We start from the raw sequence: 20,982 nt of genomic DNA, 5'->3' as shown, positions 1-20,982 counted from the left end.
TTCAATCAAAGTTGCTTTAGCCCCAAAATAATATCGCAAATGCGGTCAACATCTTGTAACGCCAAATCTGCATACAACGGTAAGGTAAGTACTCGTTCTGCCACATGGCGGGCAACAGGTGTTTTGTCAACATCATATTTGTTATGGAAACATGCAAAGGTATTTGTCAATGGGTAGAAATACTTCCGCGCCCCAATACCGTTCTTTGCCAGAGCATCAAACACCTCGTTACGACTAGAGCCAAAGTTCTTCTCATCAAACACCACCGGGAAATAGGCATAATTGCTCTTTACTCCTGGCTGCAAGGCATTCAGCTGAATACCGTCCACTCCTTGCAGGCGTTCACGGTACCGTTCAACCACGGCTTTGCGCTTGGCGATCTCGGTCCCTAGATGGCGCAGATTGCACAACCCCATAGCGGCACAAAACTCGTTCATTTTGGCGTTGGCACCTACGGCCTCCACCGATTCCGGACCATGAATTCCGAAGTTCTTTAGCTCATACAAACGGGGCCCCAATTCCGCATCATGGAAGCACACTGCTCCGCCCTCAATGGTGTTGAACACCTTGGTAGCATGGAAGCTGAAGCAAGAAGCATCACCGAAACTGCCGACACCACGACCATTGTAAGTTTCCCCAAAGGCGTGGGCGGCGTCGTAGATGACCTTCAGCTCGTACTTATGAGCGATCCGCTCGATCTCCTCGATATGGCAGAGGTTGCCGTACACATGCACCGGCATAATGGCGCAGGTCCGGTCGGTGATTAGGGATTCCAGCTTCGTTGTATCTAGAGTATAATCCACAGGGTCGATATCGCAAAAGACTGGTTCCAGACCGTTGCGCACGATAGCATGGGTGGTGGATGCGAAGGTAAACGGTGTGGTAATGACTTCCCCCTGCAGATTCATTGCCTGCAGCGTCAGTTCCAGTGCCATATGGCCATTGGTCAAAAGTTCCACTTTATCTACAGCAAGGTACTCCTTGAGTTTCTCCTGCAATTCCCTATGCTTAGGGCCCATATTAGTCAGCCAATGGCTGCCCCAGATGGGACGGATTTCTTCAACGTATTCCTCTAGAGATGGCATAGAAGATCGGGTTACCAGAATTGAATTTTCCATTGTTTTTCTCCTTCGTTATACCGTTTTTTCCCGCCGCAGCTGCTGCTCCATCGCAAGCAGATCACGGCGGCGGTCCTTAATTTTCCGGCAGGGAATGCCAACATACATGGACCACGGCTCCAACGATCGGTTCACGAAGGACATGCTTCCCACGGCGGTGCCTTCGCCCACCGTCACGCCAGGCATCACAGTACAGCCGGAACCTAGGATGGCATGTCGTTCCAACCTCACCTGTCCACCGACGATATGCTTGAATTCGTCCGGCACTGTGGGGTTGGTTAGCACAGCGCCTGAATAGTCATCACTTTCGGCATATATTACCCCACGAGAGGATACTCCCACAAAATCTTCCAGCACAATGCCGCTGTGACCACCGAAAAGTCCTACATACGCGGCAATGTGCACATGGCTGCCAATTATAATCTTACCACTCAGAATACAAAAATCATCTATGCGGGTATCATCCCCGATGGAGATGTTTTGTGCCCCGTACACACTGCATTTTCGGCTCAGCAGAACATTCTTGCCCAAGGATGCAAATCCCAGCGCCTGAAGCTCCTCCAACGTATAAAAACTAGTCATGCCTTATTATGCTCCTTTCCTATGTGACGGTTTTGCAAAAACTTCATTACAAACTTTTTAAGATACAAAAACTCTTCCATCCTGAACAGCCGGGAGCCCCCAAGATAGAATGCGGCCCCCAGCAGAACCTGAATGACCAGGGTAAGCAGATTTGGCCACTCCAGCAGTGAAATAGCCTTTACCGCTCCGCCCATACAGCAGGCCAGTAGCAGACTGGGCAGAATATCTCGTAGCTGTTCTAAATATGGGTACCCCAGCAGTTTGCGATTGGGCCAAGCGTTGACCACCTGGCTTATGATGCTGCTAGCCAACAGGCTGTAAGCCATAGCCTCTACACTGATCTGCATGGTGGAGAACAATAGTACCAAACCAATGACTTTTTTGATTACTTCCAGGCGCAAAAAGAGGTCGCTACGCCCCAGGGCCTTAATGGCGTTGAGGTTGGCAGTATGGATCGGCCAGAACAAATAGCTGACACAGAACACCTGCAAATAGAACACACAGGGCAGCCATTTTTCCGTGAGCAGTAAACGAACCACTGTATCGGCGCAACAGGCGAGGCCGAACATTAAAGGGGCCATGATGTAGACGCTGGTCTTGATAGAGCGGCGGGTCATCGCCTTGACACGCAGGGGATCATTCTGTGCCGCCGACATGGAAGGCAACAACACACTGTCGATGGATGTATTGATGTTATTAACAATCAATTTAGGAAATTTATCGCCCTGATTATAGTACGCCAGATCGGCAGAAGTGTACAGCTTGCCGATGATTAGATTGCGCAAGTTATTGTACCCTGTATCAAGCAGCGAAGATAACAGCAATTTCCACCCGTAGGTCAGCAACCCCCGTAGCCGCTGCCAGGAGAATTTCTTTTTAGGATACCACCGCACGGTAACCCAAAGCACTAGTGTATCGATGGCAGTATTGGAAAGTTGCTGGACAACCAACGCCCATACCCCAAAGCCAGACAACGCCATACCGACACCCAGCACAGCCGAGAAGATAGTTCCCCCCAAGGTGGAAAAGAAAAACTTTTTAAAAAGCATGTGGCGAGATACATAGGCCTGTTGAATATTTTTAACACCGGAGATCACAATGGTTAGGCTGATAACCCGGATAATAGGCACCAGAGAGGAATCGTTATAAAAGGTGGCGATTGCTGGTGCTGCTAGACAAATTACCCCATACAACAGCAGGCAAGCGCCAAAGTTAAAATAAAAGACAGAGGAAAAATCCAAGTCATCAGCGTCCTTTTTCTGGATCAATGCTGTGCCCAGACCACTGTCCACAAAAACCTGCAAGATCGTTGTAAACACCGTTACCAGCGCGATGGTGCCGTAATCTTCGGGGGACAGCAACCTCGCCAGTACGATGGAGACGATAAAGGTCACCAGCTGGGCGCCGCAGCGCTCTGCAAAGCGCCAGAACAGGCTTTTGACGATGGTTGACGTGTTGAACATAGACGGTTACTCTCCAAAAAGCCGCGCCCAGGTGCGCAGGAGTTCGTTGTGATCAAATACTTTTCGGGCTACTTCCCGGTTTTTTTCGCTAGGGGTATTACAAGTCAATTCCTCCAGTGAAAGCCAGTCTATCTGCCTCACATCGTATACCTCGCAACCCATCTCACGGAATCCTTTGTACAGTGTTCCCTGGGGATTGAGGAATATCTTCTTGCCCAGGTACATCAGCAGGTAGATGTTGCCCAAGCCAGCCTGCTGCTTGTAGTCAAAGATGGCTACATCCACCCGGCTGAGCATCTTAACATACTCCTCGGGCGACATACGCGTTAAGGGCACCGTCACGTTTTCTTCCCCGTACAGAGCTGCCGGCAGGCCGCGAATCTTTTTGGAATACGCGTCTACTCCGTAGGAGAGTGGCACATACAGGTGTATTTTTCCTTTATATGGCAAAAGTTTTTGAAGATACTTTTTATGTTTGATGTATTTGGCCGCACAATGGCCGATCAGAACACCTAGTTTCTGGTGCGGCGTGGTATCTGCCCACCGCTCCAGATCCTCTGCAAAATATCCCATCGGGTAGGAAGCATCATACAGCCGCACCTTATCACCGAATGTTCGGCGCAGATAGTCGCGATCCCCCACAAACCCGGCATTAATGGCATGAAAATGTGACACAGTGCGCCGAGCTTGCTCTTTGTATTTTTCTTTTCCTCTTAGCACACGGTACATCTTGCGCACCAGCAGATACAGCCGATCCTGACGTGCTGGCATCCGATACAGGTCGTTGCCCCATACAAACCAGATGATTTTGCTGGCTTCTTCCTCGGTCAAGGCAGCAAGCTGTTCATACGAATATGTTAGGTGGTGGACAACCACATAGTCCGCCATCTCCATATATTTTCTTAGCCCGTCCAGTCCCATAATGCTGTTGTCCAAGATGGTCTGTTCAGTCCTGCGAACAGGCAAACTTTCTTCCCACGCGTATACAAACAGGTGGTTTCTGGCATGGGATAGTTCCTCCACCATATGTTGTGCCCCATGGTTGAAGATTTTTGCTGTATGCAAGAATAAATGAATATAAGAATAGTGTGGCTTTTGCATTGTATATTCTGCCTTTCCGGATTGCTATTACCTGATTCATGTCCAACTATCAGGACTTATTTTTGCAGGGTACCAATTATCCGACAGGATGGGGGCTGGGCTGCAGGGGCCCTCTTGGTAGAAGGGTGGCGGATCACCCGCCTGCAGAGCCTGAGCCAACGCCACAAATCTTTGTGCGGCAACCTGTGCATTCCAGGTCTGTGTAATGGTAAGGTACGCTTTTCGCCCCATCTGGACGGCCCTTTCGGGCTCAAGCAGCAGACCTTTTACCGACCGATACAAAGCATCCACATTTCGATTTTCGTAAAGGAGTCCATTGATTCCATCACGTATAAGGTAAGGGGAAGCACCTGCCTCGTGGTTAGCCACCACAGCACAGCCACTATTCATTGCTTCGTTCAGTACAGCTCCCCATCCCTCTTGTCGGTCAGAGGTAAAAAGAAAGACCGCCGCCTTGTTCATATGTGTACGGACCTCTGACGCCGGTATAGCTCCACGAAAACAGATCTGTTTTCCTACTCCCCCTTGGCCCACTTGGCGCAGTAGGGTCTCCTGCTCCGGGCCTGTGCCTATAATTTCCAATCGGAAAGGGATTTTTTCCATTTGCAATCGCCGAGCCACTTCCACCGCATGTTCGGGATGTTTCCAGTCTAGTAGTCGACCCACCCACAACAGGACGGCGGGTTCCTTGACCGCCATCAGCGACTCAGTGCTGGGCCAGCGCACCGTCTGGGGGAAATATCCCCACCGAAACATCTTACCAGTATAATCAGCATAGCGTAAAACATCTGCAGCGGTATAAGCGCTACTGCACAAAAAATATAGCGGTTGCCCCTGAAACCGGACAAAATGTTTCCAGGCCCGCACGCGATTCCTGATGTGTTGCTTCAAACCGCCGTCCGCGCGTTTAAAAAAACGCTCACTATACTGAAAGGTCAATTTTCCCTGTCGTAACCTCCGTGTCAGAAAGGAAACCGGCGCCGAGCCAAGGATGACCACGTCGCTTTCGTCCAGAAGGACTTTTGCTTGATGGTGTTCCTTGGAGGAAGCATACGCCCGAAGCACGAATGGATATTTTTTGTCCATATCTTCATATCCTAGCGCAAGACGGCTTTGGGGGACCTCCTCCATACTGACAAAGGTATATTCCACCCCAGCATGCTCTGCCAGTTCTAACGAAAGAGGAAGCTGATGATGGTTCATAAAGTTAGAAAAAAAAGTAACTTTCAAGACTTGCCCCCCTCGCTCACGTTCAGTATATTTAAGTTTTCTGCCGATGTGCCAGTACTCTGCAGTAGATTTCTTTCAGACGGGTACCGGCATCGTCCCGAACATACATAACACGGATGGTCCGCCGTGCTTCGTTAGAAAAAGCTTCTGCCTTCTGTGGGTCAGCGAACAACTTCATCACATAGTAAGCCATTAGCTCGTACTCTTCATAACGGTAGAGATATCCGTTTCTACCATGGTGCAGATATTCCTGCACGCACCCCACATTAGCCGAAACCGCAGGTGTTCCTACCAGCATGGATTCCCGTAGGGTGGTGGAAAGGTTCTCGATGGCAGACGGCATCACAAAGACATGGGCTCGCTGCATTTCAGCAGCCATCTGCTCCGAGGTAAGCATCCCAGGAAATTCCAGGCAGTCCAGCACTCCTTGTTCCTTTGCCAGGCTGTAAAGATACCTGAAATAAGGCGGTGTACGTGGATTGTTCAACTGTTCAAAATTGATAGTCCCGGGAATTCGTAGTTTCACGTCCGGATATTTTTCCCGGATGAGCGCCAACGCCCGCACCGCCATGTGAAGCCCTTTGTAGGGAGTGCGACCGGCGTTGCAAAAGATGGTGTGAGGTATGCACCCCTCCGCCGTCCATCGTACCTTCTGAAACGCTTCGTTCATTGGCAGCATGTGATAGGCTACTGTCGTCCCGGGGGCAATCCCGTGGAAAAAACCAGCGCACCAATCATTGTCAGTGATGATGCAATCCACTCGTCGGGCTAGCTCCTGCTCAAAATGCACCTGCGCCCGTATCTTGGCTGCATCCCAGTGATATTTAAGTGTGACGGGTTTAAATAACAGAGGCTGTGTAGCCCACAGTTTTTTCAGTGACAAGCCACCGTTAGGGTATTTGTTAATGGCTGTGATAACCCCCTGGGTGTACAGCACCGCTGGAACACCGGGGGAGGCCTCCAGCAAGTCCAGTCCGTCTGTGAACTCACTGCCCCAGATTTGAATCAAATCCGGGCGAAATGATTTCATCACCTGCCTCCACAGTGCAACATTTTGACGGGGTGCACGGATCCCCCGGTGAGCATGTCCACCTGGGACAGCAAAATAAGTCACCCCATCCTTTTCCGTAATGCGCATCTCACTACCTGAAGTCAGTGCGGAAACCGCTAGCTTTGGCGATTTCTCCGTACCGACCAGTGCCCTGGCGGTAGCGTCCACCCAGCTTCCGCTTTGTGCCCGAGCCAATCCTAGTGCTTCACATGCCGTACCAAGAGGTGCATAGGTCATCCATAATACTTTCATCTTATTCCCTGCTTTTTCGGTTTACTCATTCGTGCAATTGCATGGCGCCACCTGTATAATGAAAATACTTCCGTAACGCCAGGTCCTTTTCTCTCCCATGTAGATGTCCCAAATGCAAGGATTCTTTTTGCAATTTTGCAAAATACTCTTCTGTTGATTTTATAACCCGTGCCGGAACCCCCACAGCTACCGAATGGTCAGGTATATCATGACTCACCACCGCTCCAGCACCAATTACCACATCGCTACCCACGGTAACACCCGGCAGCAGCAGCACATTGTTTCCGATATAAACACTGTCTCCCACCGTAATAGGCTTAGTGACTTCCAGGTCCGGCACTTGATCTCGATACAGCAAGGTCCCACCATCATGGGTAAGGAATTTCACACCATCTGTAATGTATACATTGCGTCCCAACGTAATCAGCCATGGTTCCGTGTTCCAGTCCACGTGTCCGTATAGGTGCAATGTGCCAGACACAAAGTTAACCCCAACTGCTTTAGCAAAAGAAACCGGTCGTATACGCTGGTACGCTTTTAGGTATATCTTTTTTACGATGGTTCTCAGCTTCATGAAAGATCTCCTCAAATCTCCAATTTTCGGATGGTTTGCAGCCAATTCCGATAATCAAACAGCGGCAGTGGTTTTTTCTTTCCGGTTTTTCCTTCGTGCTCTGCCGTATATCGTAGGATCGTCTGACGAACATCTGATGTCAAATACAACCCTGGCACCTGATTCGCATACAAATGAAGATCACTGATATCACTGGCAATCACGTCCGTGCCAAGGGTTACCGCTTCCACAAATTTTGTAGGGAATCCGGCGTTATTGGTTCTGGTATCATCCCGGATAATGAAGGAACAATCCGCGCTCTTCAAATAGGCAAGGCTTTCTTCATGAGGAAGTCTTCCCAGAAAAACCGTGCAGGGAGGCGGTGTCCTTCCGTGCCACTCCGGATTAAGCCGAACAAAATCCTGCCAAGTGGCCCCTATCACCCACAAGCGACATGGATATTTTTGTGCCGTATCAGAAACCGCTTCCAGAATCTGCGCCAGCTTGTCCTTGTGACCGGGATTTCCCACATAGACAAACGTAACCTCCGACCCACGCGGTTTGGGTTCGCAATTCCATTTATCATCCGCGGTATCTACCAGCGGCGGAATACACACTACATTGGGACACATTTTGTAGTATCGCTGCAAGTAATGACTGATCACAATCAGACCGTCCAGCTGTTTCTGGATCACTCGCATCCGTAGCCAAGTATCCATCCCTTTTATAAGTTTGAACATCGGGGAAATTTCAAGCATATTATACCATTCGGTACAATCTGCCAGAATCCTACGCCGGTTTCTACGGCAATCCCTGCGCAGGCGGATAAAAGCCGCCGCCGGGTAGTTATAGCATACCACCGCATCAGCACCACCGACACCTTGTATCACCTGCCGGATCGGTTCAATGTCTGCCAAATAGATCGGCCACTCTCTTAGTCCTTTGGGGTAAGGAATCGCATAGCATTCAAAGCCTTGGCAGAGTACTCGGGTCTGCAACACTGGAACACTTTCCTGTTCCCGGGTAATTCCCAGCAAAACGACGCGATGCCCACACGCTCGCAACAACTTTGCCATAGCCAAAACGCGATGTGCGGCTGCGTTTTTGTCAGGTAGTTCAAACCCACCCACGTATATAATGGTTTTACCGATTTTCTGTGTTTCGTTCAATGACCTCAGTCTCCCGTTTTTGAAGGATCCGCGAATACGGCGGGAATTTACCTTTCAGTATTGTTCCTGCACCGACTACACAATTGTCACCAAGGATCGTCCCTCGTAGAATCACACTGTTGGCCCCGATCCAAACATTGTTTCCAATCTCTATCGGTGTCGTCTTATACTTCCCGGCGGCCACACCATCGGGGACACGATAGTCATGATCCTGGTCGTAGATCAGCACATTGGGCCCTAGCATCACATCGTCGCCGATCGTAATACATTCATACGCAGTGACCACACAGCCATTGCTCATACCAAATCTGTCTCCGATGTTCAGAGTTCCACCATGGCGTACCCGCAGCTTAGCACCATTATGCATTTTCAGCATACACCCAATGTGCAAGTAGCTCCCCTTCTCTTGGGTGATTTCGGTGAAAGGTGATACGATTGCCATCCCACGAGCAGAAAAATCTCGACCATGTTTAAGTTTGAGTATCACGTATTTCAACCACGCCAGCGGCACGCAAAACAAAGCTTTGCCGTATTTATTCATACTGTCATTTCCCTTATCACCGCTTTTATTTCTGTGAGATAAGCGTCCACCACGATTTGACGATCAAATTCATCTTCCACTTTTCGGCGAGCGGCCAAACCCATCTTCCGGCGCTGCTCCCAAGGAAGACCTAGGAATTTCTTAATCTGAGCAATAAGGTCCGCACTGTCCTTCTGGCGACAGACAAAACCATTAACTCCTTCTTCCACAATCTCACGGCAACCACTGCGATCGGTAGTTATGATAGGTCGGCCACACGCTGCACTTTCTAGCAGCACATTGCTCATACCCTCAGGGTAATAGGTGGGGTGCACCGTACAGGCATTAATTTTCTGAAAAGGCAGCACGCTGGGCTGTTGACCGTGGTATTGGATGATTCCAGCTGCTTCCATTTTATCTAAAATCTTGCGGTAGCTTTCGTCGTCGCAACCACCCAAGATATGAAAGACAGTTTCAGGGTGACGGGCATGAATTACACGAGCCGCCTCCAGATACTGGTCGATTCCCTTCTCCTTCATCACTCGAGAGATAAACAGGAAATCCACTGTCTTTCCCTTCGGATAGGGCAACAACGCAAAGCGCGCGGTGTTGACGCCGGACCCTGGCAGCAGATGGTGATGGCCCGGTGCCATACGGCGCGCATTAAAAAAATCCTCATTCTCTTGGTTCTGGAAAAAGACGCAGGCCGCCTTTTTGACCCCCCGCTTGTAAAGCGCAACCGTCAATACCTGCATTGGGCCAGGATTTTCCACCGGGGTGCCGAGACCGCAGACGTTAACCAAATAAGGGATGTCCCGTTTGGCGCAGGCCATACCGCCGTAAACGTTAGGCTTGATGTTGTAGGTCAGCACTACGTCAGGGCGCTCCGCGTCCAGCAGACGGCCGTAGCTGCGCAGAAGTGCCAGGTCCCGCAAGGGGTTTTTGCCGTGGCGGGCTACTTCGAGTGAAAGCATCTGGCAGCCTATCTCGGAAAGCTCTTCCCAGTGTTGCTTTTTTTCACAGGCCACAGCCACTTTCCACCCCTGCGCTAGCATAGCCAAGATAACCTCCTGGCGCAAATTATAAACATAAGTAGAGTCATTGGCCAACATAAGTATTTTCATCGGTTTGCAGCCTCCATTTCACAGGCTTCTGCCTGTGCTGTTGTCTGCCCTGCTGCCACACCTTCTGTACTTTCAGGGATAAACAAAATCTTGATCGTAGCAAAAATAATGCGTAAATCCTCCATAAAACTCGGATTAGCAATGTACATCAAATCCATCTGCAGCTTATCGTACGGAGTAGTATTATATTTACCGTACACTTGGGCATAACCGGTTAAACCAGCCTTGGCCTGCAGGCGCAGGGCAAACTCTGGCAGTTCTTTCTCATACTGGGCAGCAATTTCCGGCCGTTCAGGGCGTGGGCCTACCAAGGACATATTCCCTTTTAGAATATCCAGAAGCTGAGGAAGTTCATCGATTCTCACCTTACGGATCAAACGCCCAACAGGTGTAACCCGTTCATCTTTATCTCCTGTGGAAAGACGCGCCACGCCGTCCTTTTCTGCATCCACCCGCATACTGCGAAACTTATGCACCATAAAGGTTTTTCCGTCTTTCGTCAAACGGCACTGCTTATAAAAAACCGGACCACCATCATAAACCTTGATGGCGATAGCAAATCCCAACATTACGGGCGAAAGCACCAACAGCGCCACTCCCGACACCACAACGTCAAACAGACGCTTCATCAAAAGATATTCCGGCGCAGGTTCATAACGGGTAACTTGCAACATGGGCAAATGGAACAGGTGCAAAGGCTTTGCACTGCTCATGAGCACATCGCCAATACGTGGCATCATGTACACTTGAATATCACGGGCAATACAGTATTTCAATACAATATTGCGCTCATGACTGTGAATTCCGCAAAGGAACACCGCTTCCATTCCATCCAGCATTTCTAAATCGTGATTCAAGCACTCCGAAATAGGAGCAATCTTTTCCACTGCGAATTTTTTATCCAGTCCATACTCCTGAATCAGTTTTTCCATGCCAGGACGCCGATCATATACAACTACTGTGCGTCGAGGTGGGAACAGTTTAAAATACCATTGATGTGCACAATAAGACCAACCAACAGCATACAGTACTTGTACTAATGTGCAAAGAATCAATGGCCAAACTGTCGGCACAATCTTATTGAGAAGCCAAATTACGACATACATTACCACATTTGAAAGCAATGCAGACAGTACCTGTGAATATACCATTTCTGATATGCGGTACAAAGAGACTTTAAACGCATCATATACCCGGCCAAATACCAAATATAAAATGGCAAAAATTGCGATCACTGCCCAGTTACCTTTATTATAAAAAGGAGAAATAATGTGATCTGCATAAAACCAATACCAACATACGCCAAATAGGGCTGTCATACCTGCCACGTTAATCAATTTTACTATCCGTAGCGCAGCACGGTATTTCACTTTATTCATAAATCATTCCTCTATTTCAGGGGGTTACACCAAACCCTATATTTTTCTTCTCGAATCCATTTCAACACTTTTGAATAATTGTCTTACATTCACCAACAAAATTTCAAATAATTTTTTCAATTATAACATAGCCCCCCTTTTATTTCAATAATTGCCATAATCTATAGAATCGAGGTTCTTTCTTTAGCGCCTATTACAACATTTGAATAACAATCGTGTGCGTAAAGTGTCAACGCGTTATCTGTCACTACATATCCCATCTTGCACACGAAAGGAGGTTTGTTTACCCGTGTATTTTGCTGTTGACCCCTATGAATGCCTTGATTTACCCGCAATGCTGAAGCCAACTGAAGTTGCGGAGTTATTATGTATACATAAAAATACCGTCTACAAACTGATCCGCCGGGGCGATTTGCCTGCTTTTCGTGTAGGAAAATCCTGGCGTATTCAACGCAATGACCTTTTCCATTTATTGGACCGATCCGAGTCCGAGTAAAAATAACTCCCCCCACAACCGTTTCATTCCCCGGTATCGCTTCAAAAACTTCATAGGGTTTTCCCATATATTATAGGAATAGAGCCATACAGAAGATAATCCTTCTGTATGGCTCTATTTTATTTTGCAAGGAGGATATGCCCCATGAACCTGTGCTGAGGATTTTCGCATTTCCGAAAGTGTAGCCGAAGCGCTGGTGGCTTTGACGGTGGCTGTTGTCACTACCATTATCACCAGCCTGAACGAAGACAACTGAGATGACCAGGAAAGGAATGACCTATGGACGAAACATTGACCTGTGTATGCTGCGGTGCCGAGGTCCACCGCGATGAAGCCTATTTTGTAGGAGATCAGCCCCTTTGCCGTGATTGTGCCGATGAGGAAACCTTCGTCTGTGACAACTGCGGTTTCCGCCATTGGGACAGTGACAACCAGGGGGACGACCGGTATGATCTTTGCCCCTCCTGCCGGGAGGAATACTTTGTGGCCTGCAGCGAGTGCGGCCGTCTGATACCCAACAGCGAAGCGTGGTATGCAGATGATGACGACGACACGCCGCCCTACTGTGAATCCTGCTACCGTGAGAAAGTAGGCGACGCTCTGCATCCCTACAGCTACAAGCCCTCCCCTATCTTCTATGGCGATGGCCCGCTCTATCTGGGCGTGGAACTGGAAGTGGACGGTGCCGGGCAGAGCGCTTCCCATGCCCGCACGGTCCTGAACGTGATCAACCGCCGGGAGGAATACGCCTACATGAAAACCGACGGTAGCCTGGATGATGGTCTGGAGTTGGTAACTCATCCCTGCACGCTGGAAGAGCACCGCACCAAGGTTCCCTGGGCTGATACGGTAGCCGCCTTCCGGGAGATGCACTACAACAGCCACAACGCCGGAACCTGCGGTTTGCATGTCCATGTAAATCGCGACGCCCTGGGCGAACACAGTGCAGCCCAGGATGAAACGATTTCCAAGATTCTCTATCTGTTCGAACGGTTCTGGCAGGAGATTTTACGATTCAGCCGAAGGACCGAAAGCCAGATGAATCATTGGGCTGCCCGATACGGCTATAAGAACAGCGCCAAGGAGATTCTGGAACATGCCAAATACGATTCAGGCAACGGTCGCTATGCCTGCGTCAACCTGACCAACCATGATACCATCGAGTTCCGGGCTTTTCGGGGCACTCTTAAACTCAACACCCTCATTGCCACCCTGCAGTTTGTGGATCGCATCTGCCGGGTGGCTCTTGCTTTGTCCGAGAGTGAGATCAAGGATCTGAGCTGGCCTGAGTTTGTGCTCCGTCTGACCAATGAAAGTACCCCGGAATTGATCCAGTACTTAAAAGAACGCCGTCTGTACATCAATGAGCCGGTAACGGCAGAATGGGAGGTATAATCATGTGCGGATTATTTGGATTCAGTGACCCGTCCCACAGCCTGACCCAACGCCAGGCCCGTCAGCTTCTCCGTGTCCTGTCGGTGAGCAGTATGGTACGCGGTACCGATGCTACCGGCATTGCCTACAACAGCCATGACCGGCTGCATATCTACAAACGTCCGGACGCAGCCAACAAGACACTGCTTCTGCCGTCTGTCTCTACACATGTAGTCATGGGTCATGTGCGGATGACCACACAAGGCAATGCCCAGTCCAATTATAACAATCATCCATTCCCTGGCGATCTGGATGGACACCTTCCCGGTAGTGGTCCCGACTTTGCCCTGGCCCACAACGGCGTTCTGAACAACGACCTGCTGCTGCGCCATCAGCTGCATCTTCCCAAGACGCGGATCGAGACAGACAGTTACATTGCCGTACAGATGCTGGCATCCGCCGGAACACTGGATTTGGCGTCTCTGGCCGGGATTGCTGAACAGTTGGAAGGGACCTTCACACTGACCATCCTGGACAAGCAGGACAACCTCTACTTTGTGAGGGGCAACAATCCCCTCTGTCTGGTGGAGTTTCCCCGTACGGGATTATTTGTCTATGCCAGCACCTCGGAGATTCTACAGAATGCCATTTCTCGTCTGGACTTTTTACAGGCCCAGCCCTTCTCCCGGGTCTGGCTGGAGGAGGGAGAGATTCTGCACCTGTTTGCAGACGGTCAAATCGAAACCCGTACCTTTGATACCCGCAGACTGCAAAGCCTTTTCTGTGCTTCCTGGGGCTGGCCGTCTTCCAGAAACTCCAAAAGAACGCTTTCCGAGGATCTCTTGAATACCGCCTGCAATCTGGGCTTTGAAGAGGAGGATGTGATAATCTTACAGGGATGCGGGTATTGCCCGGACGAAATAGAAGAACTCTTGCAGGACCCGGAATTGTTCCGAGCGGCCCTGCAGGAGTCTTATTATGAATATGCTGTCTATCGAGGGGATTGGCTATGAGGATTGCCTATGTCCGTGTATCCACCGCCGAACAGAATGAGCAGCGTCAGATCGATGCCCTGGCCAAGCATAATATTGAGCGCTGGTTTACTGAGAAGGTCTCCGGCAAGGACACCAACCGCCCCCAGCTGCAAGCCATGCTGGAATTTGCCCGTGAGGGAGATACCATCTACGTCCACGATTTCAGCCGCCTGGCCAGAAGCACTTCTGACCTGCTTAGAATCGTGGAGCTGCTCCAGCGCAAGAAGATTCATCTGGTCAGTAATAAGGAGAATATCGATACCTCCACTCCGACCGGAAAGCTGATGCTGACGATGATTGGTGCCATCAACGAGTTTGAGAGGCAGAACATCCTGGAACGGCAGAGGGAGGGCATAGCCATCGCCAAAGCACACGGCAGATACAAGGGCCGCGCTCCCATCCGATTGGATTCCCAACGTTTTGAAGCTGTCTACGCCCGCTATCATACCCGGGAGATCAGCAAAAAGGAGATGGCCCGCTTGCTGGGAATCTCCCGTCCCACCTTGGACCGCCTTCTGGCAGAATTTTCAGAACGCGCAACCCCCTGACCAAAGAGTTCTCGCTCCTTCCCCGTCCACCGCCACCGGCAGGGTTCCGGGAAGGAGCCCTCTTTTTTTGCGGTATGGTATAAGCCGCCCTTGCATGGCTCCCTTGTAAAAAGAGGGGCTTGTGTTACATCCTGTCAAACAATGCGGATTTGGACTTATCTTTTACAGAAAAGCTTCCGCCGGGATGGTCAGTCTGAGGTATACCCTATTCTTCTTCAAACTCCTTGCATAGCACATACAAAGCCAGCATAAATAAGCTGGGCATATAAATCCGTCCACTTCGTTTGCGCAGCGTTGTTGGGGATAATTTCAGCTGTCGGTATCGTTTCAGAAGGCTTTGCAGTTCGGGCATTTTTTTCTGAAGGCGCATTTCTTCCACCAGAGAGTCATAGGTGCCCTGCTGATACAGGTATTGCTGCACCTTTATCATTTTCGCTCTGGTACTCTCATGCCAGGATGTCTGTTTTTCAATTTCTGCCCTGACCCTCTCGATGGACCGGTAAGGCGTAATCTCCAAGCAGTGTTTTATGCCCTGGCAGATGGTTTCGGGCGCATTGTTCATAAGCCATGTGAACAGAGCGTATCGGTCAGCAATTCCTCGCTTTTGGCTTAGATTTCGCAGCCCTGCCGGATAGAGCTGGTATTCGATTCGCATCAGGTTCAGCCCAGACACTACAGAGTTCTTTGAAAAACGTTTTTGCTCATATACCTTGTCATAGACCACCAAGCCACGCCTTTTGTTGGCAATTTTGAAACTGTGTTGCTCATCTTCCTGATCGGGCAATGACAAAAGACGATATGTATTTTTGTGGGGTGTTCTTTTCAGCAGGTCCAGATAATCCGGAATGGAGAAGGGCTCCAGAAATTCAATGCCCATACAAAGATCAATGCGGTTGGCCAGACAATATTCCATCTTTATGAAGGACAGACCATTCCGCTCCCAAAAGTCATTGAATATAAATCGACAGTCTGTAAGTATATCGCTTCTGCAGTCTGTGATTCCCAGATACCCAAGTTCGCCATGCACCATGACCCGTGGGTTCACAAGCATTTTCAAGCTTTGCCCGATACTGCTATTCAGGATTTCAGCTTTTAAGCCATGACAAAGAGTAAATTGATAATGATTATGGCTATATCTTCTGCATTTTCGGGTCAGGAACTGCCACACCCTTTCGATACGCTCATATCGATTCGATTCTGAGAAAAAATAGAGTAATTCAAAAGTATGGATTCCTACTTCTCTGTGATATAAACCACAAGAAGGAATAGCAAAACGATCCCGGCTGTTTTCGAGCATAAAAATTCTCTTTTCTATCGGAAAATATAGGCTTTGAGAGAGATTTTCTCTGAAAAAACAGAGAAAATTTCAGACAAAAAGGACGCCATAATAGGTAAAAAAGAAGGCCGGCTGAACCACGCCGCAAAATTGCGGATTGGCTCAATCGGCCCCTTTGTCAGGGTCTATGAAGTTAAAGGTGATGGTAATATGCTTGTGGGCATCCACCTCCACACGGCGTACCAGCTGTTGCAGCTGTCCTTTTTCCAGATGATCGAATTGCAGAAACGCCCGGATCTTTTTTTCGATGGCATCCGTCTGGTCGAAATCGTTTTCCAGGTGTGCCAGCTGTTCCAGTTCCTTTTGACAGCGTTCCTCCTCCTTGCGCAGGTTCTGAGAGATATAGGCGAACTCATCCTCACGCAAGATCCCGGCGGCTTTATCCTTGTAGGCACCCAATCGGGTTTTGCGTGCCGATTCCAGCTGCTGCTCCAGCTTGCTGCGGCGGCTTTTCAGATCCTGCTGTCCCTGCTGCTTTTGCGCACGCTTGCGGGCCATTGCCTTGGAATCCACCTGATTCTGTGCCAATGTACGCAGTGCATCCACCACCGCCTGCACCACCACGTCTTCCCGGATGCTGTGCGAGGTACAGTGATGTGCTGTGGGGTCGCGATAGTACCCATAGCAATTCAGATACCAGTACTTTCCCCTCTTTTTGGCATAGAGGGGGCTGCCGCAGTCGGCACAGTAGGCAATGCCGGTAAGTAGATGGGGATGGTCGGTGGTTTCGTATGTACGGACCTTCTGCATCTGCTGCGCCAGGGCGAAGTCTTCCCGGCTGACCAGCGGCGTATGGGTGTTTTCCACCACAATCCAGTCTTCGGGATCGACCCGGCGGCGATTGTGTACCTTATAGTTGATCGTGCGGGTGAACTGCTGGGCCATATCGCCCTGATACACCGGATGGCTCAGGATTCGCCGGATGGTTTCCGCATTCCACAGCCCCGTAAAACGACGGCTCTTGTCGGTCATCTGCTTTTGGGCTGCCGGTGAGGGAATTTCCTCCCGGTTGAGGACCTTAGCAATCCGGGTACGGCTGGCCCCGCCCAGAAACAGCGCAAAGATGCGCCGCACCGTGGGAGCTGTCTCCTCATCGGGCAGAAGATGATATCTGTCCTCGGGGTCGATGCGGTAGCCATAGGGCGCCTGCCGCCCCAGGAATTTGCCCTGCCGCTTGAGGATGCCCAGCGAGGTCCTCACCTTGGCACTGGCATCGGCGGCATATAAATCGTTGAATACATTTTTGAATACGGCCATCTGCTGGACACTGTCGGTGTTGCTGGCAGAGTCGTATTGATCGTTGACGGCGATGAACCGGATTCCCAAACGCGGGAAGATTTCTTCCAGATATCGCCCGGTCTCGGCATAGTTGCGTCCTAGACGGGAAAGGTCCTTGACGATGACGCAGCTCACGCTGCCATCCATCAGGCATTGATTCAGTTCCTGAAAGCCGGGACGCGCAAAGTCCGTTCCGGTGTGGCCATCGTCCACAAATTCCCGGACAATAGCAATGTCATGTTTTTTTGCCCACTCCCGCAAGAAGGAGCGTTGGTTCTGGATGGAGTCCGATTCCGCTTCCGGGCCATCGGCCGAGGAGAGCCGCAAATAGATCGCCGCTTCCTGCTGACGGACAGACTCCCGCATTCTACTTTTTTTCACAAGTCATCTCCCTCCGTTGCTTCCAGGTTCAGATTGCTCAGCAGCTGCTCCAGGCAGTCTGCCAGCGTCCTACTTCCTGATTCGGTGGAGAATGTGACCGTAACAGATTGTGTGCCCATACTTGGCACCTCCTTTTCAGTACGCAGCGTTGCAGGGTTTTCTTTAAGCAATAATATGCAGAACTTCCCTGCGGTATTTTCGATTGCAGAGGCAATCGTCACTGCGATTACTGGTAGCTGTTACGGCCGTATATTTTTTTATCAGGCAGATGCGATTATATTTGAGCGTATATTGTTGTGTGGGCAATAAAAATTTATACATCGGTGGGACGGGGTGCCTATTGAAGCCTGCTATTTGTTGGTTGTATAATACTTTTAGATAAGAATTTTAAAAAATATAAAATTTCGGGGTTGTACAAGGAGCAAGTATGAATCAACAAAAAGAAAATCCGTTCCCCATAATTCCACAGCCGTTGTTGAACAGCCAGATGGAATTTGGCAAGATTCTGTCGAAGTATCAAAAGTACCTGAAGGAGAACGCTGCAGAATATCGGATGCGCCATTTTGAAGCTACTGCCTTGCCGGAGTCCGATAAGGCGCCGCATGTCTCTTTGCCCCACAACCTACCGGCAGGTTCCTTTCCACTTCCCTGCCTGGTCGGAGAGTCTGCCAACAAAATTGCCAAATACACCGAGCGGATTTTCTGGGCCGAAGGCGGTGATCCCGTATTGTCTTCCTGTATGGATCCGCACGACATTCCTTGGCATTCGCCTCAGCAGAATCTTCTCGAGGCCATCCACTTTTGCCCTATTGCCATCTTCCGCCCGGCGGATAAACCGTTCGGGTATACTACCAAACTCTGGATATACCTTTATCAGGTCTTTCGTAGCGTCGAAGCACCCGCAGATGATCCTGACGCTTTTCCTAAAATGAAGATCAAGCCTCTCTGCATCTATTATGTTTCCTCTCTACAGTCGCAGGACCTAAAAAAGGCCATAGAGTATTTCCACTCCCAAAACCTCACCATCGCGCATCTTCGCGCGCTCCTGATACGCCAAGCCTATCTTTTGTATGGAGTAGTCCCCTCCTTTTTACTCCTGCGGAAACCTCTGAAGATTGCTTCCCCCCTCGATTTTTTGTTTGACAGTGAAATCACCATTTCCCTCCACCCTTCGGTGGCCAACTGGTGGACCTGCGCCCTTCATCAGCAGGTAGAATTTCTTGCTTCTGAGAAGGGCAAGCAGCAATCTTTTCCCGGCCAAGTGTCCTCTGACAGTGACATGAACACAGATTATTTCTTGGAAAGCTGGGAAACAAATGTCAAAAAATTGTATTGGAAAAGCAGCGCACGAGTAGAAACCTTCCGCACACGTCTGTTCTTTCCCTACAATCCAAAGTATCCTCTGAATGTTCCCTCTGACTTTCAACACAGCAATCAGTTACTGGGCTTCACCAATCACAGCCTTTTAGGTCCAAAATATTATTCTATAGCGTTGTGGACTCAAGCCGGCTTTACTGACCCCATTCTGCAGCCGGTTGAACTCCTTCTGCGTCCTTTCTACCAAAGACAACATCACAATGGATTTCTCAAAGAGGACCTTTACAAAGCTTGCCACAGCTGGTTGTCCTACGCCGCAGCAAATGTCAGCCGTACTTACTTTCTTTCTGCCTTACTGGCAGCCGCCTACAGCGCCTTTTCCCCGGAAGTTTCCCTGGACAAGCTTCCCAGCATCAAGCTGCTCGACGTTTTGCCAGACTGTGTTTCCCTGGTAGCCACCGATCCAGAAACTCTCTCACCAGAGTCTGACCACCCTCTGCTCACCTCTCAGCTTCTGTGGAGTGTTTTCCATGTTCCTTCCAAGGCTACTATGTCCTCAATTTTTGCAAAACTTCGTAAGGCTCAGCGTCAGCTATGTATTCTGATATTTGACGGGCCTTGCCGCACATTGACACAATTAGAATACGCTCACCTCCTGTGTTACGGGAAGCCTCTTCTAATCGTAAACGCTGTATTGCCGGAAGGTTTCCGAATCATTCCTGTAAAGTTGCGTGATTTGGGGCGCTGGACGGACATCCCTCCTGCCACTACCGCCCCGGCGGGTGGTGAAGACTATTTTCCCTCTTCGGAATCCTTTTACATCCTTTGCATGATTGCTGACCGGGTCATTAATCGCCTTGCATGGGTGCAAGCCAATCGTACAATGTTGCGCGCGCACCTTACTATGGAGTCGAAATTCCGGAATCTTTGCGTTTTCTCTGAGAATGTCCATGTTTCCAGAGATTTTCTGCGTTATTTTCGAAATTCCTTGGAGCGCCACAAAAACCCATCCTGCAAAGCCCTGGCCTATATTGATGAGCGCATCATCTTCAAGAAATTCTGTTCCTGCTGCAGCGTTTCCAGTCTTCGCCCCTATATGCCGCAGCTCCGATTTCTTTCCCTTTTAGGTATTTCCGCCATGGTTTTAAATGACAAAGATCCGGATCATCTTTTTGAAATTACAGTCAACCGGCTCCTTCCCCAAGATCTGTATACCTCCTTCGAATTTTTCTACCCACTTCTTCCCCTTCGAAAAAATATGGCAAAAGATGCTTTCAAAGGTATCTGGGGAAAGTTTCTTGTCTTTCTCAGTGATCTGAGACAAAAAAAGCCTCCCTACTTTTGCCAAAGTAAGGAGGAATATCTGCTATGCCTGCAAAAAGACAGCCAACCCTTGGGCTGGGAGAGCGACGGGCGTTTCTATCTGACCTACGATTTGTATTGGGATGCGTTCCTGGCGAATCACCCTTACCGCAATCTTCTGGCAACAAAGCAGAACCAATTTCAGCGCCAGTATCTCGCCCCCAAGGCTGGTTCCTTGCTGCACCGGGATGATATAAAAAGCGGACGGTGGTATTGCCGGTTTACCGCCACGGAAAACGGGAAGTCTGTGCGAATTGGCAAGTTTTTGGTGCTGGATTGCAGCATTCTTACCCCCAAATGAATCCCGCCTGAAA

19 protein-coding genes are annotated in these 20,982 nt (G+C 49.7%); 5 read left to right on the top strand and 14 right to left on the bottom strand.

Annotated elements, in window-relative coordinates:
• Positions 1–5: 5 nt before the first annotated feature.
• The 11 genes from ABGT73_RS03240 to ABGT73_RS03190 are packed head-to-tail and all read right to left on the bottom strand — an operon-like array spanning position 6 to position 11,542.
• Positions 6–1,118 (bottom strand): DegT/DnrJ/EryC1/StrS family aminotransferase, encoded by a 1,113-nt coding sequence (locus ABGT73_RS03240; protein ID WP_346668404.1) that lies wholly within the window; start codon positions 1,116–1,118, stop codon positions 6–8.
• 15 nt (positions 1,119–1,133) lie between these two features.
• Complete coding sequence (locus ABGT73_RS03235; RefSeq protein WP_346668403.1) at positions 1,134–1,700, bottom strand: acyltransferase; 567 nt, start codon at positions 1,698–1,700, stop codon at positions 1,134–1,136.
• On the bottom strand, positions 1,697–3,163 hold the full coding sequence (locus ABGT73_RS03230) for a lipopolysaccharide biosynthesis protein (protein WP_346668402.1): 1,467 nt from the start codon (positions 3,161–3,163) through the stop codon (positions 1,697–1,699). Before ABGT73_RS03230 ends, ABGT73_RS03235 begins: the two co-directional genes overlap by 4 nt.
• 6 nt (positions 3,164–3,169) lie before the next feature.
• On the bottom strand, positions 3,170–4,264 hold the full coding sequence (locus ABGT73_RS03225) for a TDP-N-acetylfucosamine:lipid II N-acetylfucosaminyltransferase (RefSeq protein WP_346668401.1): 1,095 nt from the start codon (positions 4,262–4,264) through the stop codon (positions 3,170–3,172).
• A gap of 36 nt (positions 4,265–4,300) precedes the next feature.
• Entirely contained in the window at positions 4,301–5,494 is a 1,194-nt protein-coding gene (locus tag ABGT73_RS03220) for a glycosyltransferase family 4 protein (protein WP_346668400.1), read from the bottom strand.
• 31 nt (positions 5,495–5,525) lie between these two features.
• Positions 5,526–6,797, bottom strand: coding sequence for a glycosyltransferase (locus ABGT73_RS03215; RefSeq protein WP_346668399.1), 1,272 nt, complete (start codon positions 6,795–6,797; stop codon positions 5,526–5,528).
• A 25-nt stretch (positions 6,798–6,822) separates the two neighbouring features.
• On the bottom strand, positions 6,823–7,371 hold the full coding sequence (locus tag ABGT73_RS03210) for an acyltransferase (protein WP_346668398.1): 549 nt from the start codon (positions 7,369–7,371) through the stop codon (positions 6,823–6,825).
• A gap of 11 nt (positions 7,372–7,382) precedes the next feature.
• Positions 7,383–8,519, bottom strand: a complete 1,137-nt coding sequence (locus ABGT73_RS03205) for a glycosyltransferase (protein ID WP_346668397.1) — start codon at positions 8,517–8,519, stop codon at positions 7,383–7,385.
• The gene (locus ABGT73_RS03200) at positions 8,494–9,060 is read right to left on the bottom strand and encodes an acyltransferase (RefSeq protein WP_346668396.1); all 567 of its coding nucleotides are present in this window, start codon (positions 9,058–9,060) and stop codon (positions 8,494–8,496) included. The genes ABGT73_RS03205 and ABGT73_RS03200 overlap by 26 nt, the downstream gene beginning before the upstream one ends.
• Positions 9,057–10,163, bottom strand: coding sequence for a glycosyltransferase family 4 protein (locus tag ABGT73_RS03195; RefSeq protein ID WP_346668395.1), 1,107 nt, complete (start codon positions 10,161–10,163; stop codon positions 9,057–9,059). Before ABGT73_RS03195 ends, ABGT73_RS03200 begins: the two co-directional genes overlap by 4 nt.
• The gene (locus tag ABGT73_RS03190; RefSeq protein ID WP_346668394.1) at positions 10,160–11,542 is read right to left on the bottom strand and encodes a sugar transferase; all 1,383 of its coding nucleotides are present in this window, start codon (positions 11,540–11,542) and stop codon (positions 10,160–10,162) included. The genes ABGT73_RS03195 and ABGT73_RS03190 overlap by 4 nt, the downstream gene beginning before the upstream one ends.
• Positions 11,543–11,876: 334 nt before the next feature.
• On the opposite strand from ABGT73_RS03190, the gene ABGT73_RS03185 reads away from it, so the two are divergent.
• From ABGT73_RS03185 to ABGT73_RS03170, 4 genes are all read left to right on the top strand, one after another.
• Entirely contained in the window at positions 11,877–12,038 is a 162-nt protein-coding gene (locus tag ABGT73_RS03185) for a helix-turn-helix domain-containing protein (RefSeq protein WP_346670304.1), read from the top strand.
• A gap of 279 nt (positions 12,039–12,317) precedes the next feature.
• Positions 12,318–13,433, top strand: coding sequence for an amidoligase family protein (locus ABGT73_RS03180; protein ID WP_346668393.1), 1,116 nt, complete (start codon positions 12,318–12,320; stop codon positions 13,431–13,433).
• Between the two features lie 2 nt (positions 13,434–13,435).
• Entirely contained in the window at positions 13,436–14,425 is a 990-nt protein-coding gene (locus ABGT73_RS03175) for a hypothetical protein (RefSeq protein WP_346668392.1), read from the top strand.
• The gene (locus tag ABGT73_RS03170; protein ID WP_346668391.1) at positions 14,422–14,994 is read left to right on the top strand and encodes a recombinase family protein; all 573 of its coding nucleotides are present in this window, start codon (positions 14,422–14,424) and stop codon (positions 14,992–14,994) included. Before ABGT73_RS03175 ends, ABGT73_RS03170 begins: the two co-directional genes overlap by 4 nt.
• A 205-nt stretch (positions 14,995–15,199) precedes the next feature.
• On the opposite strand, the gene ABGT73_RS03165 is transcribed toward ABGT73_RS03170, so the two are convergent.
• The 3 genes from ABGT73_RS03165 to ABGT73_RS03155 all read right to left on the bottom strand — a co-directional run bounded on the left by ABGT73_RS03165 (position 15,200) and on the right by ABGT73_RS03155 (position 18,108).
• Positions 15,200–16,291, bottom strand: coding sequence for a hypothetical protein (locus ABGT73_RS03165; RefSeq protein WP_346668390.1), 1,092 nt, complete (start codon positions 16,289–16,291; stop codon positions 15,200–15,202).
• Positions 16,292–16,432: 141 nt separating this feature from the next.
• Positions 16,433–17,989: a recombinase family protein gene (locus ABGT73_RS03160; protein WP_346668389.1), complete on the bottom strand. Its 1,557-nt coding sequence runs from the start codon at positions 17,987–17,989 to the stop codon at positions 16,433–16,435.
• A complete protein-coding gene (locus tag ABGT73_RS03155; protein WP_346668388.1) occupies positions 17,986–18,108 on the bottom strand; it encodes a hypothetical protein in 123 nt (40 codons plus the stop codon). Before ABGT73_RS03155 ends, ABGT73_RS03160 begins: the two co-directional genes overlap by 4 nt.
• Before the next feature lie 308 nt (positions 18,109–18,416).
• On the opposite strand from ABGT73_RS03155, the gene ABGT73_RS03150 reads away from it, so the two are divergent.
• Complete coding sequence (locus tag ABGT73_RS03150) at positions 18,417–20,969, top strand: hypothetical protein (RefSeq protein ID WP_346668387.1); 2,553 nt, start codon at positions 18,417–18,419, stop codon at positions 20,967–20,969.
• Positions 20,970–20,982: the final 13 nt, after the last annotated feature.

Source organism: uncultured Subdoligranulum sp., from assembly GCF_963931595.1.
Lineage (GTDB): Bacteria > Bacillota > Clostridia > Oscillospirales > Ruminococcaceae > Gemmiger.
The sequence above is the reverse complement of the archived record's forward strand: the minus strand, read 5'-3'. Positions and strand labels throughout refer to the sequence as shown.